General features: G+C 74.2%; 16 protein-coding genes. 7 read left to right on the top strand and 9 right to left on the bottom strand.

Going from position 1 to position 20,250, the window contains the following annotated elements; genetic code table 11:
* Position 1: 1 nt before the first annotated feature.
* The 4 genes from ACI6PP_RS16890 to ACI6PP_RS16875 all read right to left on the bottom strand — a co-directional run bounded on the left by ACI6PP_RS16890 (position 2) and on the right by ACI6PP_RS16875 (position 4,572).
* Positions 2–913 carry an aldo/keto reductase gene (locus ACI6PP_RS16890; RefSeq protein ID WP_421112784.1) on the bottom strand — a complete coding sequence of 304 codons (912 nt, stop codon included), beginning with the start codon at positions 911–913 and terminating at the stop codon, positions 2–4.
* Complete coding sequence (locus tag ACI6PP_RS16885; RefSeq protein WP_421112783.1) at positions 910–1,539, bottom strand: hypothetical protein; 630 nt, start codon at positions 1,537–1,539, stop codon at positions 910–912. Before ACI6PP_RS16885 ends, ACI6PP_RS16890 begins: the two co-directional genes overlap by 4 nt.
* Positions 1,536–2,846, bottom strand: a complete 1,311-nt coding sequence (gene nhaA, locus ACI6PP_RS16880) for a Na+/H+ antiporter NhaA (protein ID WP_421112782.1) — start codon at positions 2,844–2,846, stop codon at positions 1,536–1,538. The genes ACI6PP_RS16885 and nhaA overlap by 4 nt, the downstream gene beginning before the upstream one ends.
* A gap of 79 nt (positions 2,847–2,925) precedes the next feature.
* On the bottom strand, positions 2,926–4,572 hold the full coding sequence (locus tag ACI6PP_RS16875; protein WP_421112781.1) for a fatty acid--CoA ligase: 1,647 nt from the start codon (positions 4,570–4,572) through the stop codon (positions 2,926–2,928).
* A gap of 122 nt (positions 4,573–4,694) precedes the next feature.
* On the opposite strand from ACI6PP_RS16875, the gene ACI6PP_RS16870 reads away from it, so the two are divergent.
* The gene (locus tag ACI6PP_RS16870) at positions 4,695–6,140 is read left to right on the top strand and encodes an MDR family MFS transporter (RefSeq protein WP_421112780.1); all 1,446 of its coding nucleotides are present in this window, start codon (positions 4,695–4,697) and stop codon (positions 6,138–6,140) included.
* The gene (locus ACI6PP_RS16865; protein WP_421112779.1) at positions 6,137–7,663 is read left to right on the top strand and encodes a gamma-glutamyltransferase; all 1,527 of its coding nucleotides are present in this window, start codon (positions 6,137–6,139) and stop codon (positions 7,661–7,663) included. The genes ACI6PP_RS16870 and ACI6PP_RS16865 overlap by 4 nt, the downstream gene beginning before the upstream one ends.
* A 182-nt stretch (positions 7,664–7,845) precedes the next feature.
* Here the strand turns inward: ACI6PP_RS16865 and ACI6PP_RS16860 are convergent, their stop codons facing one another.
* Positions 7,846–9,585, bottom strand: coding sequence for an ABC transporter ATP-binding protein (locus ACI6PP_RS16860; RefSeq protein ID WP_421112778.1), 1,740 nt, complete (start codon positions 9,583–9,585; stop codon positions 7,846–7,848).
* Positions 9,582–11,294, bottom strand: coding sequence for an ABC transporter ATP-binding protein (locus ACI6PP_RS16855; protein WP_421112777.1), 1,713 nt, complete (start codon positions 11,292–11,294; stop codon positions 9,582–9,584). The genes ACI6PP_RS16860 and ACI6PP_RS16855 overlap by 4 nt, the downstream gene beginning before the upstream one ends.
* A 190-nt stretch (positions 11,295–11,484) precedes the next feature.
* On the opposite strand from ACI6PP_RS16855, the gene ACI6PP_RS16850 reads away from it, so the two are divergent.
* Genes ACI6PP_RS16850 through ACI6PP_RS16840 form a run of 3 tightly spaced genes read left to right on the top strand, consistent with a single transcriptional unit; the run spans position 11,485 to position 16,844 of the window.
* Positions 11,485–13,152, top strand: a complete 1,668-nt coding sequence (locus tag ACI6PP_RS16850; RefSeq protein ID WP_421112776.1) for a S8 family serine peptidase — start codon at positions 11,485–11,487, stop codon at positions 13,150–13,152.
* A gap of 43 nt (positions 13,153–13,195) precedes the next feature.
* Positions 13,196–15,742, top strand: coding sequence for a putative bifunctional diguanylate cyclase/phosphodiesterase (locus ACI6PP_RS16845; protein WP_421112775.1), 2,547 nt, complete (start codon positions 13,196–13,198; stop codon positions 15,740–15,742).
* 55 nt (positions 15,743–15,797) lie between these two features.
* Positions 15,798–16,844: a glycerophosphodiester phosphodiesterase family protein gene (locus ACI6PP_RS16840; protein WP_421112774.1), complete on the top strand. Its 1,047-nt coding sequence runs from the start codon at positions 15,798–15,800 to the stop codon at positions 16,842–16,844.
* Here ACI6PP_RS16840 and ACI6PP_RS16835 read toward each other — a convergent pair.
* Genes ACI6PP_RS16835 through ACI6PP_RS16825 form a run of 3 tightly spaced genes read right to left on the bottom strand, consistent with a single transcriptional unit; the run spans position 16,802 to position 18,455 of the window.
* A complete protein-coding gene (locus ACI6PP_RS16835) occupies positions 16,802–17,014 on the bottom strand; it encodes a PspC domain-containing protein (RefSeq protein ID WP_421112773.1) in 213 nt (70 codons plus the stop codon). The two genes, ACI6PP_RS16840 and ACI6PP_RS16835, sit on opposite strands and share 43 nt — an antisense overlap.
* Positions 17,011–17,259 (bottom strand): hypothetical protein, encoded by a 249-nt coding sequence (locus tag ACI6PP_RS16830; protein ID WP_421112772.1) that lies wholly within the window; start codon positions 17,257–17,259, stop codon positions 17,011–17,013. Before ACI6PP_RS16830 ends, ACI6PP_RS16835 begins: the two co-directional genes overlap by 4 nt.
* Positions 17,256–18,455: a PspC domain-containing protein gene (locus tag ACI6PP_RS16825; protein ID WP_421112771.1), complete on the bottom strand. Its 1,200-nt coding sequence runs from the start codon at positions 18,453–18,455 to the stop codon at positions 17,256–17,258. Before ACI6PP_RS16825 ends, ACI6PP_RS16830 begins: the two co-directional genes overlap by 4 nt.
* A 130-nt stretch (positions 18,456–18,585) precedes the next feature.
* Between ACI6PP_RS16825 and ACI6PP_RS16820 the strand changes: the two genes are divergently transcribed.
* Together ACI6PP_RS16820 and ACI6PP_RS16815 are read left to right on the top strand one after the other, a co-directional pair.
* On the top strand, positions 18,586–19,872 hold the full coding sequence (locus ACI6PP_RS16820; protein WP_421112770.1) for a PspC domain-containing protein: 1,287 nt from the start codon (positions 18,586–18,588) through the stop codon (positions 19,870–19,872).
* The coding region (locus ACI6PP_RS16815; protein WP_421112769.1) for a response regulator at positions 19,869–20,250 on the top strand (382 nt) is incomplete at its 3' end. The genes ACI6PP_RS16820 and ACI6PP_RS16815, both read left to right, overlap by 4 nt.

Below are 20,250 nucleotides of genomic sequence, written 5' to 3'. Positions count from 1 at the left end.
CTCAGCTCCACGTCATCGCGGACCGCTCGGCCCAGTACTGACCGGGGTCCTGAGCAAGGCCGTCGAGCTCGACGTCGACGTCCGCGGCGAGCGCGTTGGCCCGCAGCTGCTCGACGGTGGACGCCCCGCTGAGCACGACGTCGGCCCACGGCTGCGCCATCGCGGCGGCCAGCGCGACGGCGTCACGGCCCACGCCGAGCGACGTGGCGGCGTCGTCGAGCGCCGACGACGTGCCCGGCTTTGCCAGGCGTCCGTTGGCCACGGCCTCCTTGACCACCACCGTCCACCCGTGCGCCGAGGCCTCGGCGAGGGCGTCGCCGGCGGACGGCTCGAGCAGGTTCCAGGTGGCCTGGACGGTGCTGAACGGCCCGTCCAGGTCGAGCGCGCGACGCAGGACCTCGCCCTGCGTCGGCCCGCTCGTGGACAGCCCGACGCGCACGCCGTCGGCGGCGAGGCCGGACAGCCGGCCGAGCAGGGCGGCGTCGTCGAGGGCGGGGCTGTCGGCGGTCAGGCTGTGCACGAGGTAGAGGTCGGGCGGCCCGCCGAGCGCGTCGAGGGTCTCGGGCCACTGACGCTCGAACGTCGCGAGCGAGTGGTCCTTGACCTCGTGCTCGGACGCCCCGCGCGCAAACCCCGCGACGTAGGTGTACCCCCACTTGGACCCGACGGTCACCTCCGCGCGGCGGCCGGGGTGGCTCGCCAGCCAGCCCCCGACGAACTCCTCGCCCGCGCCGTAGGATCGCGCGGCATCGAGGTGCCGGACGCCCGCGTCCCACGCGGCGTCGAGGACGGCGTGCGCGTGCTCGCGCAGCAGGTCGACGTCGTACCGCCCGCCGAGGTCGTCGCCGTGCCCGACGTTGAGGTACTCGGGCCGACCCAGCGCGGCCGTGCCGAGACCGAGCCGCGCGGTCATGCCGGCACGGGCTCCCGGTCGGCGACGGACGTGCGCCCCGCGCGCCGCTCGGCAAGGAGCAGCAGCGCGACGCCGACCCCGAAGGCGACCATGGTCAGCACGCCGCGCGGCCAGTACACGTGCGACGTGACGAACGAGTACGAGGCGCCCAGCAGGACGACGGTGCCCACCAGCGACAGGGGGCCGACACGGCGCAGGTGGACGACGCCCACCAGTGCGAACGCGACGAGCAGCGACCACGTGCCGACCTCGGCCAGGATGTTGCCCTGGAAGAACATGACGGAGTTGGCCGACCCGATCTCACCGCCCATGGTGCGGTGCTCGGTCAGGGCACCCGCGCCGATCCCCGCCAGCACGTCGAGACCGGTGTAGAACATCGCGTACACGAAGGCGAGCACCCGCGCGACGATCGCCAGCCACCCGTCGACGCCCTCGCGCACGCGGTGGAGCAATGCCCAGACGCTCAGCCCCAGCAGGGGGAACAGCGGCAGCATGATCACGTGCAGGTCGCGCCACCAGGACGCCGAGTCGGCGGTGAGGTGGGCCGGGTGGGTGGCACCGGCCACCGTCAGCGCGACCGGTCCGACGAGGGCGGCCACGATGCGCAGGGCGGGTCGCGAGGTCATCGCTCCATGCTGTCACGGGGGTCCGACGGGCGCTCCTGGTAGACGTCGGGGACGCCGTCGCCGTCGAGGTCGGCGGACTCCCGCTCGGCGACGCGGCGGTACACGCGGTTGCGCGAGCGGAGCACGACGCTCGCCAGGAGCGTGGCGACCACCGACCCCACCAGCACCCCGACCTTGACGTGCTCGTCGCGCTCGCTGCCCTGCCCGAACGCGAGCTCGCCGATCAGCAGCGAGACCGTGAAGCCGATGCCGGCGAGCATCGCCATGCCGACGACGTCGATCCAGGCGAGGTCGTCGTCCAGCTCGGCCCGGGTGAAGCGCGACAGCAACCAGGTCGAGCCTGTGATGCCGACGGTCTTGCCCACGACCAGCCCGGTGAGGATGCCGAGCGCGACGGGGTCGGTGAGCGACTCGGCCAGCCCGCTGAGCCCGCCGACGGTGACGCCGGCGGCGAAGAAGGCGAAGACGGGCACCGCGAGACCCGCCGAGACCGGCCGGACCAGCTTCTCCAGGTGCTCGGCCATGCCGGGGCCGTCGGCGCCGTCGCGACGCAGCACGGGCACGGTGAAGCCCAGCAGCACGCCCGCCACCGTCGCGTGCACGCCGGACTCGTGCACCAGGCCCCAGGCGACCACCGCCAGGGGGATCAGCAGCCACCACGACCGGACGCGCCGCTGCACGAGCAGGGCGAACAGGCCGATCGGCACGGCCGCGGCGAGCAGGTAGAGCGGCTGCAGCTCGCTGGTGTAGAAGATCGCGATGATCGTGATGGCCAGCAGGTCGTCGACGACGGCGAGCGTCAGCAGGAACGTCCGCAGGCCCGTCGGCAGGTGGGTGCTGATCACCGCGAGGATCGCGACGGCGAACGCGATGTCGGTGGCCGTGGGGATGGCCCAGCCGCGCAGGTCGCCGCCTGCGCCGAGGTTCCACGCGACGAAGACCAGCGCGGGGACGGCCATGCCGCCCACCGCGGCCGCCATCGGCAGAGCCGCCCGTCGGGGGTCGCGCAGGTCGCCGGCGACGAACTCGCGCTTGAGCTCCAGGCCGACGACGAAGAAGAAGATCGCGAGCAGACCGTCGGCCGCCCAGGTGCCGATCGACAGGTCGAGGTGCAGCGCCGACGGCCCGACCCGGAAGTCACGGACCGACCTGTACACGTCCGCCCACGGGGTGTTGGCCCACACGATCGCGACGACGGCGCCGACGATGAGCAGCAGGCCGCCCGTGGTCTCGCCGCGCAGCACCTCGGCGATGCGGGACGACTCGCGCCACGACCCCCGGGCGAACAGGCGGGTGGGCTGGGTCACGGTGGCTCCTGGAGGGTCGACGGCATCATGCCGACCAGACTTCCCGGCGCACCGTGGCCCATCCTACGGCCCTGCGACGTCACCCCTTGCGGGTGTAGTCCACGTCCAGCTCGCCGTCGGCGAAGCTGCGGCGGAGCACCTTCTTGTCGAACTTGCCCACCGACGTGCGGGGCACCTCGGGGATGAAGGCCCACGCGTCGGGCAGCTGCCAGGCGGCGACGGAGTCGGACAGGAACTCGCGCAGCTGCGCCGCCGTCACGTCCGCGCCCTCGCGCACGACGACGTTGGCGAGCGGGCGCTCCTGCCACTTCTCGTCCGGGATGCCGACGACGGCCGCCTCGACCACGTCGGGGTGCGCCATGAGCGCGTTCTCGAGGTCGACCGACGAGATCCACTCGCCGCCGGACTTGATCACGTCCTTGGCGCGGTCGGTGAGCGTGATGAAGCCCAGCGCGTCGAGGGTGCCGACGTCGCCGGTGCGCAGCCAGCCGTCGCGGAACTTCTCGGGGTCGTCGTCCTTGTAGTAGGCGCCGGTGACCCACGAGCCGCGCACCTCGAGCTCGCCGACGGCCTCGCCGTCGCGCGGCTGGACGGTGCCGTCCTCGCCGACGATCCGGCCGAAGACCCCGGGCAGCAGGCGCCCCTGGGTGCCGCGGTAGCGCCAGGCGTCCTCGCCCTCGGCGCCGAGCGGCGGCAGGCTGACCGACGCGACGGGCGACGTCTCGGTCATGCCCCACGCCTGGATCATCCGCACGCCGTGCCGCTCGTCGAGCGCCTTCTGCAGCGAGACGGGCACCGCCGAGCCGCCGCACAGCACGAGCCGCAGCGAGCTGACGTCGGCGTCCTCGTGCGCGTCGAGGTAGCCCAGCACGTCGTTCCAGACCGTCGGCACGCCGCCGGAGACGGTGGGGCGCGAGGCCTCGATGAAGCCGACCAGCGGCTCGGCCTGCAGCCAGCGGTCGGGCATCGTGAGCGAGGAGCCCATCATGAACGCCGCGTACGCCAGGCCCCAGGCGTTCGCGTGGAACATGGGGACGACCGGCAGCACCCGGTCGCGAGGCGTCAGGCCGGCGTTGATGCCGAGCGAGACGGCCATCGAGTGCAGGTAGGCCGAGCGGTGGCTGTAGACCACGCCCTTGGGGTTGCCCGTGGTGCCGCTGGTGTAGCACATCGCGGCGGCGTCCCTCTCGTCCAGCTCGGGCCACTCGAAGGTGCTCTCCTCGGCGGCGAGGAGGTCCTCGTACAGGTGCACCTCGACGCCCTCGACCTCCAGCGGCGACAGGTCCGCGTCGGCCGCCTCGGGCCCGGCGACGACGACGTGACGCACCGTCTCGAAGGTGGGCAGCAGCTTGCCGAACGGGACGACGAGCGACGCGTCGACGATCACCACCTGGTCCTCGGCGTGGTTGACGATGTACGTCACCTGCTCGGGGAACAACCGGATGTTGAGGGTGTGGAGCACCGCGCCCATCGACGGCACGGCCAGGTAGGCCTCGAGGTGCTCGGCGTTGTTCCAGCAGAACGTGCCGACGCGCTGGTCGCCGTCGATGCCGAGGCGGCGCAGGGCGTTGGCGAGGCGTCCGACGCGCTCGACGACCTCGCCGTAGCCCCTCGACCGGGTCCCGTCGGCCGTGCACGTGACGACCTCGCCGTCGCCGTGCACCTCGGCCCCGTGGCGCAGGATCGCGCCGATCGTGAGCGGGACGTCCTGCATGGTGCTGCGCATGGGGGCTCCTGGGGTCCGAGGAAGGGGCGACGCCTCGATAGTGCCGTGCTCGTGTGATCCACGCCACCGACCCGTCCCTCCGGTCGGGAATGGTTGCGCGCCGCAGCCGGTTGGCCCCAGACGTGACCACCGACCTGCGCCCCACCGCCGTCGGTCTGCGCTCCGAGCGCGGCCCGGTGCTGCTGGCGATCATGCTCGCGACCGGCCTGGTGGCCATCGACGCCACCATCCTGGCCACCGCCGTGCCGTCGATCACCGGCGACCTCGGAGGCTTCGCGCTCTTCCCGTGGCTGTTCTCGGCCTACCTGCTGGCCCAGGCGGTGACGACGCCGCTGTTCGGCAAGGCGTCCGACCTGCTCGGACGGCGCCCGGTGATGCTGCTGGGCATCGGGCTGTTCGTGGCCGGCTCGGTGCTGTGCGGCCTCGCGTGGAGCATGCCCGTGCTGATCGTGGCGCGCGCCGTGCAGGGGCTCGGCGCCGGAGCGGTGATGCCCATGAGCATGACGATCGTCGGCGACCTCTACACCGTCGCCGAGCGCGCCAAGGTGCAGGCGTACATCGCGAGCGTCTGGGGCGCGTCGGCCGTCGTCGGTCCCACCCTCGGCGGCCTGTTCTCCGAGTACCTGACGTGGCGGTGGATCTTCCTGGTCAACGTGCCGCTCGGGGCCGTCGCCGCGGTGATGCTGCTGCGCGGGTTCACCGAGCGCGTCGAGCGCACGAAGCGCTCGATCGACGTCACCGGCGCGACCCTGCTGGTGGTCGGGGCGTCGCTGCTCGTGCTCGGGCTGCTGCAGGGTGGCACGACGTGGCCGTGGGCCTCGCCCGTCGGGATCGGCGTGTTCGTCGTCGCCGCGCTCGCGCTGACGGGGTTCGTCCTGGTGGAGCGGCGTGCCGCCGAGCCCGTCATCCCCGGCTGGATCTTCACCCGGCGGCTGCTGATCGGCACCAACCTCGCCAACGTCGGCATCGGTGCGCTCGTGGTGGGCCTGTCGTCGTACGTGCCGCTCTACGTCGAGGGCGTGCTCGGCCACGGTGCGCTGGTCGGCGGCTTCGCGCTCGCCGCGATGACGGTCGGCTGGCCCATCGCCGGCGCCCTCGTCGGCCGCGTGTACCTGCGCATCGGCTTCCGCGACACGGGCCTGATCGGCACCGCCGTCGTGCTGCTCGGCTCGGCGTCGCTGGTGCTCCTCGACGCCGGCAGCAGCGTCGGGCAGGTCGCCGCGAGCTGCTTCGTCATCGGCCTGGGGTTCGGGTTCGTGGCGAGCCCGACGCTCGTCGCCGCGCAGTCGTCGGTCGACTGGGAGCAGCGCGGCGTCGTCACCGGCACCCAGATGTTCTCCCGGTCGATGGGCAGCGCGGTGGGGGTCGCGATCTTCGGTGCGCTGGCCAACGCGGCCGTCGCCGGGCGCATCGGCACCCAGGGCGTGACGGGCGGCTCGGTGCCCGCGGACGTCCTGCAGCCCGCCGTCCACCAGGTGTTCGTGGCCGCCGCGACGGTGTCGCTGCTGCTGGTCGTCGCCCTGCTGCTCATGCCGCGCCGCACCCCGGGCGGTACCGTCACGCGGTGACCTCACCGACCGTCGCCGTGGCCGGCCCGTCCGAGCTCGCGGCCGAGGCCGGGGCCGAGGTGGCCCGCGCCGGCGGCAACGCCGTCGACGTCGCCCTCGCCGCGAGCCTGGTGACGATGGTCAACGAGGTAGGCATCGTCTCGCTCAGCTCGGGTGCGTTCGTCACCGTGCAGCCGCCGGGCGACGCCGCGCCCACCACCGTCGACGGCTGGGTGGAGATGCCCGGACGCGGTGCCGACCCGGGCCGGTTCGGCTCGGGCACGTGGGACGTCACCACCGCGTACGGCGGCGGCGTCACGGCGACCATCGGCGCGGGCTCGGTGGGCACGCACGGGGGAGTGATGGCGCTCGGCGAGGCGCACCGCCGCTGGGGCTCGCTGCCCTGGGCGAGCGTGGTCGCGCCCGCGATCGAGGTGGCCCGCGGCGGCTTCGCGATCGGCTCGGCGAGCCGGCACTACCTGTCCTACGTGCACGACGAGATCTTCGGCTGGGACGCCTTCAGCCGCGACGCGCTGCACGACGCCGACGGGGAGCTGCGCGAGCACGTCGTCGTCGACGGCCTGGCCGACACCTTCCGCGCCATCGCCACCGAGGGGCCGTCGGCGATGTACACCGGGTCGGTCGGCACCCGCATCGCCGACGCCGTCCAGCGCCTCGGCGGCCTGATGACCCGCGACGACCTCGCCGCGTACGAGGTCGTCGTCCGCCCGAGCCTGACGGCGCGCGCCGGTTCCTGGACGCTCGGCACCAACCCGCACCCGTCCGTCGGCGGCATCTGCGTGGCGGCGATGCTCTCGCTGATGGACGACCGCCCGCGCGATCGCTGGACCACCGACGACGTCGCGCACCTGCTGGAGGTCCAGCGCGCCGTGCTCGGTCACCGCGTGTCCACGCTCGACACCGCGCCCGACCTCGGGGAGGCGGCGCGGTCGTTCCTCGCGCTCGCCGACGAGGACGGCCTCCGCGCCCTGGAGTCGCCGTCCACCACGCACGTGTCCGCGGTCGACGCGGGCGGCGGCGCCTGCTCGGTGACGGCGTCGTCGGGCTACGGGTCGGGCGTGATGGCCGGCGACACCGGCGTCTGGCTCAACAACTGCCTCGGCGAGCCCGAGCTGAACCGCTTCGGACGCCACGCGCTCCCGCCCGGCACCCGCCTGCGCTCCAACATGGCGCCCACCGTCGGACGCCGCGACGACGGCGCGGTGCTCGCGGTCGGGTCACCGGGGGCCGACCGGATCTCGACGGCCGTCGCGCAGGTCGTCGCCGGGTTCGCGGGCGGGATGAGCCTGGTCGACGCCGTCGACCACCCCCGCGTCCACGTGCGGGTCCCCGGCCACGGCCGCGTCACCGAGGTGGTCGACCACGAGGCCGGCGCGCCCCTGCCCGACGGCCTCGGCGAGACCCTCGCCTACCCCGCCCACGACATGTACTTCGGCGGCGTCGCCGCCGCGCTCCACGACCCCGTGCTGGGCTTGTCGGCCGCGGCCGATCCGCGGCGGTCCGGTGGGGTGCGGGTGGTCTAGCTCGCCGGTCGGGCCGCCGCTGCCGGCTCGGCTGTGGGTGCGCGAATCAACTCGTCCGGCGGATGCGGGTCCGACCTCGGGCTGAGGTGTCCGGGGCCCGGATGGCAAGGCGCCGCGACGAAGGCGAACTGGTCTTGTTCGTCGAGTCGCGGGCAACGCGGCCAGGCGGGATGCCGGGCGCCTCAGCGGTTCCAGGACTCCCAGAGGGCGGCGTAGGACCCGCCCAGCGCCACGAGCTCGTCGTGGCTGCCGATCTCGCTGATGCGTCCGTCCTCGACGACGGCGACGCGGTCGGCGTCGTGGGCGGTGTAGAGGCGGTGCGCGATGGCGACGACGGTGCGGCCCTCGAGCACGGCCGCGAGGGACCGCTCGAGGTGGCGGGCGGAGCGGGGGTCGATCAGCGACGTGGCCTCGTCGAGGACGAGGGTGTGCGGGTCGGCGAGCACCAGGCGCGCCAGGGCGAGCTGCTGCGACTCGGCGTCGGTGAGGGCGTGGCCGCCGGAGCCGACGACGGTGTCGAGGCCGTCGGGCAGCGCCGTGACCCAGGGGAGCGCGTCGACGGACTCCAGCGCCGAGCGCAGGTGGTCGTCGTCGGCGGGCCCGCGCGCGGCCAGTGCCAGGTTGTCGCGCAGCGTCCCGACGAACACGTGGTGCTCCTGGGTGACGAGCGCGACGCGTCCACGCAGGTCGTCCAGGGGCAGCTCGGTGAGACCGACGCCGCCGACCTCGACGCTGCCGTGGCTGGGCGGGTGGATGCCCGCGAGCAGCCGGCCGAGCGTCGACTTGCCCGCGCCGGAGGGCCCGACGACGGCGAGACGTTCGCCGGGGGTGAGGTCGAGGTCGATGCCGTGCAGCACCTCGCGGTCGGGGGTGTAGGAGAAGCGGACGTCGGTGGCGACGAGACGGTCGCCGGCGGGCTCGCGTCCGCTGGGCTCGCGGTCGTCGGGCACCGAGCGGATGCCCAGCAGGCGGGCCAGCGACGCGGCGCCGATCTGCAGCTCGTCGGCCCAGCTGATCAGCCGGTCGAGCGGGTCGATGAGGAACTGGACGTAGAGCGTGGCGGCCGTGACGTCGGCCAGGGACGCCTGACCGCGCGAGTACAGCACGCCGCCGAGGACGAGCGTCGCGACCGTGGGCACCAGGTAGGCCATCTCGACCACCGGGAACAGGATCGTGCGCAGACGCAGGGTGTAGCGCTCGGCCGAGTACGACCGGGCGATGTCGTCGTCCATGCGGCGCTTGCGGGCACGCTGCAGCCCGAGGGCCTCGACGGTGCGCGCGCCCTCGGCCGTCTCGGCCAGCGTCGTGTTGATGCGGGCGTACGACGCGTTCTCGCGCAGGTAGCCGTCCTTCGCGCGTGCCAGGTACCAGCGCATGACGGCCCACAGGATGGGCACCGCGAGCAGCAGCGGCAGGCCGACCCACCAGCCCACGAGCAGCGACGCGACGACCGTGAAGACCACCGTCATCGCCGCGATGATCATCTCGGGCACCGCGAACCGCACCGACCACCCCAGGGCCTCGACGTCGCGCGACGTGCGGGTGAGCAGGTCTCCGGTGCCGGCCCGCTCGACCTCGCCGACGGGCAGCGCCAGGGCGTCGTCGACGAAGTCCTCGCGGAGGTCGGCCAGGACGGTCTCGGCGAGGGTGAACGACGCGAGGCGGGCGTACCGCGTCAGCAGGGTCTGGACGAGCAGGCAGGTGCCGATGGCCAGCGCGATCTCGTCGATCGTCCGCAGCGTGGTGCCGTCGCCGACGGACTGCACCAGCTCGCCCACCAGGCGCGGCACGGCGAGCCCGGCGATCGCGGCCGAGCCGTGCAGCAGCAGCATCCGCACGAGCGGACGGCGGTGCCGGCGGCCCATCTCGCGGGCGCTGCGACGGACCTCGGCGATGTCGGCGACGGGCAGGATCGTGCTCATGCGCGGACCTCCTCGTCCTGACGGTCGACGACGGCGCGGTAGGCCGCCGAGTCCTCACGGAGGCCGTGGTGGGTGCCGCTCGCCACGACCTGGCCGTCGGACACGAACGCGACGACGTCGGCGACGTCGAGCACGAGCGGGCTGGACGAGACGACCACCGTGGTGCGTCCGGCGCGGTGCTGCTTGAGCGTGGCCGCGATGCGCGCCTCGGTGTGCGCGTCGACGGCCGACGTCGGCTCGACGAGCACCAGCACGTCGGCGTCGGTCAGCAGCGCGCGGGCGAGCGCCAGGCGCTGACGCTGCCCGCCGGAGAACGAGCGACCGCGCTCCTCGACCTCGGCGTGCAGGCCGCCGCGCAGCCCGTCGACGACGTCCTGCGCCGACGCGGCCTCGACCGCGGCGTGCACCTGGGCGTCGTCGGCGTGCTCGCGCACGTCGAGGCCGACGCGCAGGTCGCCGCTGAAGAGCATGCTCTGGGTGTCGTGGACGACGACCCTCCGCCGCACGACGTCGAGCGGCAGGGCGTCGAGCGCGACCCCGTCCAGCGTGACGTCGCCCGGTGCGAACCGTCCGAGCCGGTCGGCGAGGTCGGAGGCCACCTGCGGCTCGTCGGCGACGACGACCGTCAGCTCGCCCTCGCGCGCGACGAAGCCGGCCCGGTGGTCCACCAGCTCCCCGCCGCGGGGCTCGGCCACCGGGTCGTGCGGGTCGAGGTGCTCGGGCTCGAGCACGAGGATCCGCACGACCCGGCCCGACGCGACGCGGGCACGGATGATCTTGTTGGCGAACTCGGTGGCCGTGCGCAGGGGCAGCAGCAGGAACGTCGAGTAGCCGTAGAACGCGATCAGCTCCCCGGCGCTGATCCGACCCTCGGCGGCGAACCGCGCACCGAGCCAGACCACGAGCACGACGAAGACGCCCGGCAGCAGGACCTGCAGCGCGTCGAGGAGCGACTGCGTGCGGCCGACGCGGACCCCCGCCACGCGGACGCGCTGCGACTCCTCGGCGTAGCGGCGGTGGAAGACGTCCTCGCCGCCGACCCCGCGCAGGACGCGCAGGCCGCCGACGATGTCGCTCGCGAGGTTGTTCAGCCCGCCCTGCAGCTCGCGCGCCTCGGCGTTGCGACGCTGGAGCGGGCCGAGGACGGGGCCGATCGCGAGCAGCAGCAGCGGCATGCCGATGAGCACGAGCAGGCCCAGCTCGACCGAGCTCGTCAGGAGCAGCCCGGCCACCACGAGGAACGACACGAGCGCGCCGGCCGTCCGTCCGAGCACGTCGACGGAGTTGCCGACGTTGGCGATGTCGTTGGCGCCGACGCTCACCACCTCGCCGGTGGCGACGCGCTTGCGCAGCGTCGCGCCGAGGCGGCCCGTCTGGTCGCTGACCAGCTGGACCGTGCGGTAGGCGGCGTCGAGCCACATGCCGACCGAGAAGCGGTGGCGCATCACGCCCGCGGCGGCCTGGACCACCCCGACGCCGAGCAGGACGCCGGCCCACAGGAGCAGGCCGGCGCGGTCGTCGTCGCCGAGACCGGTGTCGATCGCGCGCCCGATGACCGCGGGCATCAGCGCCTGGGCGACCATCCAGACGATCCCGAACGCGATCGCACCCACCAGGCGCCACCCCTGCGACCGCACGATCCACAGCAGGTAGCGGTCGGCCGACCGCAGGTCGGGGCGCCCCGGGTCGGGGAGGGGGAGGGTCTTCATGGCCCACCCAATCTACGAACGAGTCGTTGCGACCTGCCACCGGTTTTCTCCGGGGGCGGTCGGGTGTGACCCGGGTCGCACCGGCGACGGACGTCCGGTTCGTGCCGTTCGTCCTGTGACTCATCAAGAATGTGTAGAAGAATTGAGGAAACCCTCAATACGGAGGGGAGTGATCCCCCAGACTGAGCGAGTGAAGAAGCAGACGACGCCGCGTCCGGCGGCCCGGGGCACTCGTTGGACCTCGCGCGCGTCCCTGGTGACGCTCGCCTGCATGGCCGTCGGCGTCGCCGGTGCCCTGCCGGCGACCGCCTCGTCGGGGGACGCCACCGAGTCCGATCCCGAGGTCGTGGTCGCCGACGGGGCCGCGATCGGCGACTCGGCCTGGGGCGACGTCTCGGCCGCCGAGGTGGCCGACTCCCTGGTCGGCGGCGTCTACCGCGCCACCCGTGACGAGGGCTCGCTGACCTCGGTGGTCTCCTCGGTCGGCCTCACCTCCGTGCTCACGCGCAGGATGACGGGCAAGGGAGTCACGGTCGCCGTCGTCGACACCGGCATCGCCCCCGTCGAGGGTCTGGACGCCGCCGGCAAGGTCGTCAACGGTCCGGACCTGTCCTTCGAGGGGCAGCGCGCCGGGACCCGCTACGTCGACGGCTTCGGCCACGGCACCCACATGGCCGGGATCATCGCCGGCAAGGACGCCGGTGCGAACGGCTTCGCCGGCGTCGCGCCCGACGCGCAGCTGCTCAACATGAAGGTCGGCGCGGCCGACGGCGCCGCCGACGTCACCCAGGTGATCGCCGCCCTCGACTGGGTCGTCGCGCACCGCAAGGACAACGGCATGAACGTCCGTGTCATCAACCTCGCCTACGGCACGCAGTCGGTGCAGCCGTGGCAGGTCGACCCCCTGGCCCGCGCCGTCGAGAACGCCTGGAACGCCGGCATCGTCGTCGTCGCGGCGGCCGGCAACGACGGCCTCGAGGCCCCCTCGCTCCTGATGCCCGCCGTCGACCCGCACGTGCTCGCGGTGGGCGCCGTCGACCACGTCGGCACCGAGTCGACGCTCGACGACGTCGTCGCCGACTTCAGCAACGGCGGCAGCACGACCCGACGCGCCGACGTGATCGCGCCCGGCAGGTCGATCGTCTCCCTGCGGGTCCCCGGCTCCTACATCGACACCTTCCACCCCGAGGGTCGCGTGACCGGCGACGCCACGGGCCGCTTCTTCCGCGGCTCCGGCACCTCGCAGGCCACCGCCGTGACCGCCGGCGAGGTGGCGCTGCTGCTCCAGGCCCGCCCGTCGCTCACGCCCGACCAGGTCAAGGCCCTGCTCAAGGCGACGGCCCGTCCGCTCGTCCACAGCCGCCCCGAGATGGGCGCCGGCGTCACCGACGTCGCCCGCGCGATCACCACGCCCCTGCTCGGCCTGCGCATCGGCACCGACCTGCCCGCCTCCACCGGCACCGGCTCGCTCGACGCGTCCCGCGGCGGCGAGCACGTGATCGACCCGAGCAACGGTGCGGTCCTGGCCGGCGAGGTCGACGCCCTGGGCTCGCCCTGGGACGGCAAGTCGTGGTCGGCCGCCTCCGCCAAGCAGAAGTCATGGAAGAAGGGCGAGTTCAACGGCCGCACCTGGACCGGGAACGGCTGGGACGGCGACGACCACCGGGCGGCCGCCTGGGACGGCGACTCGTGGAGCGGCCTGGCCTGGTCGACCCACGACTGGTCGGACTCGGTCTGGGAGGGCCGGAGCTGGCGCAACACCGGCTGGGAGGGCCGCAGCTGGCGCGCCGACTCCTGGCTGGGTCGCAGCTGGCGTGCCGGCGGCTGGGTCGGCCGGTCCTGGCGCAGCGTGTCCTGAGCCCACCGTGCGTCCGTCCCGGACGCACCCGAGATGAGGTGAGATGACGACGCTCGTCGAGCGTGCCACCCGGCCCGAGCGCCGGGTGTGGCAGCTGAGCGCGGTGATGGCGGCCCTGGCGGCCGCCATCGCCGTGCCCGGACTCGTGGTCAGCCCGCAGGCGGCCGTGCCCACGACGGGCTGGTTCGTGCTGGTGCCGCTGTTCGCGCTCGCCGAGGTCCTGGTCATCCACCTGCCCGCCGAGCGCAGCTCGCACAGCCACGTCCTGCGGGAGATCCCCGCGGTGGCCGGCCTGGCCTTCCTGGCCCCGCAGCAGTACGTCTCGGCCTACGTGCTCGGCGCGGGCCTGGCGCTCGTGCTGTGGACCCGCGTGAGGGGTCTGAAGCTGGGGTTCAACCTGGCGATGCTCAGCCTGGAGGCGGCACTCGGTGCGGTCGTCTTCCACGCGGTCCTCGCCGGCGCCGATCCCGTCGGCCCCCGCGCCTGGCTCGCGGCCGCAGCGGCGGTGCTGGTCGTCGACCTGATCTCGGCCGCCGCGGTGACGGCCGCCATCAGCCTGACCGACTCGCGCTTCGACTCCGCCGTGCTGCGCGAGGCGATCCGTACCGGCATCCCGGCGGCGATGGTCAACACCTGCGTCGCCCTGCTGCTCGTGACGCTCGTCGTCGCGAGCCCGACCGCGCTCCCGCTGCTCGGCGTCCTGGTGGCCCTGCTGGTGGCCGGGTACCGGATCCACGTCCGGCTCGCCCGGGGCCACACGCGCCTGCAGCTGCTCTACCAGTTCGTCGGGTCCACCAGCCACCAGGCCGAGCTCGAGGACGCGGTCGCCAGCATCCTGTCCGAGGCGTCGCGACTGATGCACGCCACGACCGCCCAGCTCGTCGTGCTGCCCGACGGGGACGAGCCGGGTCGCCACCTCACCTGGTCCGCCGGCGTGCTGAGGATCGAGGACGTCGACCTCGGTGCGTCACGGGCGTGGTGGTCCGCGGCGCTGGGCGGCCAGCCGGTGCTGTTCAAGCGGGGGGCGTCGGAGCCCGCCGGCGACGCGCCGCGCGACGGTCTCGCCGTCCCGCTGCGACCAGACGGCGAGGTCGCGGGCGTGCTGCTGGTGACCGACCGGACCTTCGAGGAGGAGACGTTCGGCCCCGAGGACCTGCGCGTGTTCGAGGCCGTCGGCGGGCACACCGCCGTCGCCCTGGACAAGGCCCGCGCGGTCGACCGGCTGCGCCGGTTGGCCGACGAGCGCGCCCACGAGGCGATGCACGACCCCCTCACCGGGCTGCCCAACCGTCGCGCGTTCCAGCAGGCCGTCCGCGAGGCGATGGGCGACGAGTCGAGCACCGCGGTGCTGCTGCTCGACCTCGACGACTTCAAGGACGTCAACGACACGCTCGGCCACAGCGCCGGCGACCGGCTGCTGACGGTGACGGGATCGCTGCTCGCCGAGGCGAGCGACGGGCTGGTGGCCCGTCTGGGCGGCGACGAGTTCGCCGTCCTGCTGCCCGGCCTGGACGTGGAGACCGCGCTCGCCCACGCCGCGACGCTGCACGACGTGCTCAGCGCGCCGGTGCCCCTGCTCGGGGTCGGGCTGACCACGTCGGCCAGCATCGGCGTCACCACCTTCAACGGGAGCTCCCAGAGCGCCGACGAGATCCTGGCCCAGGCCGACGTCGCGATGTACGCCGCCAAGGCCGACCGCAGCGGCGTGCGCGACTACCGGGCCGAGGACGGGCACTCGACCGCACGCCGGCTCGCCCTCGCCGCCGACCTCAAGGTCGCCCTGGCCGACGGGGCCCTGGAGCTGTACTTCCAGCCGCAGGCCGACGCCCGCACCGGCTCGGTCACCGGGTTCGAGGCGCTCCTGCGGTGGCAGCACCCGCAGTTCGGCTTCGTGCCCCCGCCCGAGATCGTGGCGGTGGCGCACCGCACCGGCCTGATCCACGAGCTGACCGGCACCGTGCTGCGTCGCGCGCTCGAGGCCCGGGCCGAGTGGGCACGCTCCGGCCACCGGCTCGTCGTGTCCGTCAACGTCACGCCCGCCGACGTCGCCGACCCGCGGCTGGTCGACCGGGTGGCCGCCGAGCTCCGTGCGACGGCCACGCCGCCCGAGGCGCTCGTCGTCGAGCTCACCGAGAGCGACGCGATGCGCGACCCCGAGCGGAGCCTCGCGGTGCTGACGGCGCTGCACGGCCTCGGCGTGCGTCTGTCGGTCGACGACTTCGGCACGGGGCACTCCTCGCTGTCCTACCTCGACCGGCTCCCGGTGCACGAGGTGAAGATCGACCGGTCGTTCGTCGTCCGGCTCGAGCAGGTCTCCGCCGACTCGACGATCGTCCGCGCCACGGTCACGCTCGCCCACGACCTCGGGCTCCGCGTGGTGGCCGAGGGCGTCGAGAACGACCTCACGACCGCCCTGGTCGCCGAGATGGGCTGCGACTCCTACCAGGGGTACGGGCTCGCCCGACCGATGCCGGGTGCCGACGTGCTCGCGTGGCTCGCCGTGCGCCGGTCGCGGCCGATCGCGCTGCTGCCGTCGGAGCCGTCGGTCCCCTCGGTGCCGCCGGCCTCCCTCGGCCGCACGCCGCACTGACGACTCGCCGCGAGCCTCCCGCCGTCCTCGACCCCTCACGTGCCACGCTGGAGGGGTGGAGCCGTGGATCGTGGCGCACCGAGGTGCGAGCGGGGAACGGGTGGAGCACACGCGCGCGGCCTTCGAGCTGGCGGTGGAGCAGGGTGCCGACCTGCTCGAGCCCGACGTGGTGCTGACCTCCGACGGACACCTGGTGGTGCGGCACGCCAACGACATCGCGCACTGCACCGACGTCGCCGACCGTCCGGAGTTCGCCGACCGGCACACCACCCGGTGGGTCGACGGCGTCGAGGTCACGGGCTGGTTCACCGAGGACTTCACGCTCGCCGAGATCCGCACCCTGCGCGCCCGTGAGGCGCGCCCGAACGTGCGACCGGACAACACGCGCCAGGACGACCAGCACGGCATCCTCACCCTCGACGAGCTGTGCGCCCTGCTGGGCGAGGTCAACCGGGCGCGCGAGACGCCGGTGGGCCTGTGCGTCGAGCTCAAGCACCCCACCTACTACGGGGTGCTCGGCCACGACCTGGCCGACCTCGTGCTCGGGGTGCTCGACCGTCACGACCTCGCGACGGCCGGCCGGGTGCCCGTCCAGCTGGAGTCGATGGAGACGCGGGCGCTGCGCGACCTGCGCAGCGCGTGCGACCTCACGATCGTGCAGCTGCTGTGGGACCTCGGGGCCCCCTACGACCTCACGGCGGCCGGCGACCCGCGGACGTACGCCGACCTCTCCAGCGCCGAGGGGCTGGCGGAGGTGGCGACCTACGCCGACGCCGTCGGCGCCAACAAGCTGCAGGTGCTGCCGCGCGACGCGCAGGGCCGCAGCACCGAGCCGTCCTCGCTGGTCGACGACGCCCACGCCCACGACCTCGAGGTGGTGGTCTGGACCCTGCGCGACGAGAACGTCTACCTGCCGGCCGAGCTCCGCCACGGGGACGAGCCGACCGACCACGGCGACGCCGCCGCCGAGTACGAGGCGTTCTTCGACACCGGCGTCGACGGCGTCTTCACCGACTTCCCGCGGACGGCGTACGCCGCCCGCGAGGAGTGGAAGGCTCGTCAGCGCTCCTCGAGCGGCATCAGGAGCCAGGCCAGCAGGTAGGCCACGACCACCGAGCCGAAGCCCACGAGCGTGGCCACCACGACGACGGCGCGGACGAGGTTGGCGTCGATGTCCAGGCGCTCGGCGACGCCTCCGCAGACGCCGGAGATCCAGCGGTCGTCGCGGCTCCGGGTGAGGCGGACGGGCGGGTGGTACGGGTGGGTGCTCATGGGAGCTCCTCCTGGGTCGGTGCGGGTGGGTGGACGGACTGGTGCGCGGGACGCGCGGGACGGCGGGGGCGGAGCACCGAGACGGCGACCCCGACGACCCCGGCGACGATCAGGACGAGGGGGAGCAGCAGGGCCAGGTCGCCAGTGTCGACGAGCCCCAGCTCGCGCGCGAGCCAGTGGCCCACCACCGCCAGGGCGAGTCCGCCCCAGGCCAGTCCCTGCCAGTCGAACCGGTGCGTGCTCATCGGCGGATCACCTCGATCTGTCCGGCGTTCTGGCCGACGACCAGGCGCAGGTGGGGCGTGCCGGCGGGTGCCGGCACGTCGAGCGAGGTCGGGCTGCCGTCGACGCGTCGTCCGAGGGCGTCCACCTGACCGGCTCGCGAGCGGGCCTCGACCGAGACCGCGAGATCGCGGGGCACGGTGACGACCACCTCGCCGAGGCCGTTCTGGAGCCGGACCTCGCGTCCGGTGAGCGCGTCGGGGTCGGACACCCCGGTGAGGTCCAGACGCAGGCTGCCCACGCCCAGCTCGTACGTCGACCGCACCGACGCCGCGTCGGCGGGCTGGTAGGTGCGCTGCCCGACGGTCGGGGTCGGCAGGGCCGTGGCGACCGCCAGCGCCAGGCCGACCAGGACGGCGGGGAGCACGAGGGGGCGGGCGTTGCCGAAGACGGTGCCGACGAGCATCCCGACGCCGATGACGCCGAGCGCGGCAGCGGGGTAGGCGCTCCACGGCAGCGAGGTGCCGGTCGCGTCGAGGACGCCGAGCACCCCCGTCGCGACGAGCGCCAGGGCCAGCGTGGCCCAGGTCAGGCGCCCGCCGTCGTGACGGGGGTCCACCGGTCGCGGCGGGACGACGGGGCCGGGCACGCCGCCCCAGCCGACCAGTGTCTGCTGCCCGTCCCCGGGCGGGGGCGGCGGGGGCACCGGGCCGGCGGCGGTGCGCCGCTCTCGCTCGGCGCGCTGGTGCGGGCGGATCACCCACCACCACAGGCCCGCGATCGACAGCAGCCCGATGTAGGGGAACGGGGTGTCCCAGGGGGCCTCGCCCACGAGCCCGAAGCCGCTGACCAGGGCCAGAATCCCGCCGACGACAAGGGCCGCGCCACGGATCTGCGGCTCGTTGTCCTTGACGCCCAGGTGGTCCTGGGCGACGCTGCGGCCCGTGGCCTCGTCGGGCAGGACGACCCACGCGACCGCGTAGATGATGGCGCCGGAGAGTCCCACCAGGGTGAGGACGCCGACCGCCACGCGCAGGATCACCGGGTCGATGCCCAGCTGGCGGGCGACGCCGGCGCAGACCCCGGCCACGACGCGGTCGTCGCCGGGGCGGACGGCCTCGAACACCGAGCCGCGGACCGGCGGCGTGGCTGTGGGGGCCTGGTCGGTGGGAGGCGGGTCGGCGGGAGGCGGATCGGCCTCGGGGGGTGCTTCGGTCATGGCTCCATCGTGGACGGGGCGTCTGCCCCTGCGCATCGGGCAGGACCCTGAGCCCGTCGGGTCCCGACCCTGGTCCGGGTGGGTGACGCACCCGTGGCACGCGAGTCCGCGGACGTGTGACGATCGGGGCGTGACCACCTCCACGACGCACGGACGACCGGTGCCTCGCGCCGTCCGGCCGGCCGAGCGGCGCGTCATCGGCGGGGTGGCCCGCGGCATCGCCGACAACGTCGGCGTCGACGTGGTGTGGGTGCGCCTGGCGTTCGTGGTGGCCACCTGGTTCGGGTTCGCCGGCGTGATCGCCTACGCCGTGTACTGGCGCGTCCTGCCGATCGAGGAGCCGAGCCGCAGCGGCGGTCTGGACTCCGCCGCGCGACGCGGGCTGCGCACGCAGCCGTCGCCGTCCCCGATGTCGCGCACCGAGCTGGTCCAGACCGTCGCGCTGCTCGCGCTCGGCTTCGGCGTCGTGCTGCTCCTGCAGGTGCTCGGGCTCGGGGTCGGCCCCGGCGGGACCCTGTTCGTCCCGCTGCTGGTCGGCGTCGCCGGCGTCGCGGTGATCTGGCGCCAGGCCGACGACGACCGGTGGAGCACCTGGGTCGTCGGCACCACCGGCTGGGAGGCCGTGAGCCGCCGTGCCCTCGGTGCGCTGCTGGTCGTCCTCGCCGCCGGGTTCCTGCTGCTCGGCAGCGGCGGTTTCTCGGTCGCCACCGACGTCGTCGCGGCGCTCGCCGTCGCGCTCGTCGGGGTCGCGCTCATCCTCGGGCCGTGGATCTACCGGCTCACCACCGACCTGACCGCCGAGCGACGCGAGCGCATCCGCTCGCAGGAGCGCGCCGACGTCGCCGCGCACCTGCACGACTCGGTGCTCCAGACCCTGGCGCTGCTGCAGAAGAACGCCCACGACCCCGCCACCGTCGGCACGCTCGCCCGTCGCCAGGAGCGCGAGCTGCGCGCGTGGCTGTACGGCGAGGACGGCGAGGTGGCCGACACGCTCCGCGCGGCGCTGACCGACGACGCCGCCGACGTCGAGGAGATGCACCGCGTGCCGATCGAGGTGGTGGGCGTGGGCGACGTCGCCGTCGAGGGGGACCCCGACGTGCTCGCCCTGGTGCGCGCCGCCCGCGAGGCCATGACCAACGCCGCCCAGCACTCCGGGGCGGCACGCGTCGACGTCTACCTCGAGGTCGGCGCCTCCGCCGCCGAGGTGTTCGTCCGCGACCGCGGCACGGGGTTCGACCGGGCGGCGGTCGGCCTGGACCGGATGGGCGTCCGCGGGTCCATCGAGGGCCGGATGGAGCGTCACGGCGGCGTCGCCGAGGTGCGCACCGCACCCGGCGAGGGCACCGAGGTCCGGCTCAGCCTGCCGCTGCGGCGGCGCACCCACGAACCCGAGCACCAGCCAGAGGAGACCCGATGAGCCACCGAGTCGTGATCGTCGACGACCACGCGATGTTCCGCGCCGGCGTCCGCGCCGAGGTCGGGCGGCTGGTCGACGTCGTCGGCGAGGCCGAGGACGTGGCGAGCGCCGTCGCCGCGATCACCCGCCTGCTGCCCGATGTGGTGCTGCTCGACGTCCACATGCCCGGGGGCGGCGGCACCGAGGTGATCAAGCAGGTGTCGGCCCGGCACCCCGAGGTGCGCTTCCTCGCCCTGTCGGTGAGCGACGCCGCCGAGGACGTCATCGGCGTCATCCGGGCGGGCGCCCGCGGCTACGTCACCAAGAACATCACCGGGCCCGAGCTCGTCGACGCGGTCGGCCGGGTGGCCGCGGGGGACGCGGTGTTCTCGCCGCGGC

This window comes from Solicola agrisoli, assembly GCF_049059935.1.
GTDB lineage: Bacteria > Actinomycetota > Actinomycetes > Propionibacteriales > Nocardioidaceae > JAURVT01.
Note: the sequence above shows the minus strand (reverse complement) of the source record. Positions and strands in the feature narration are given on the sequence as shown.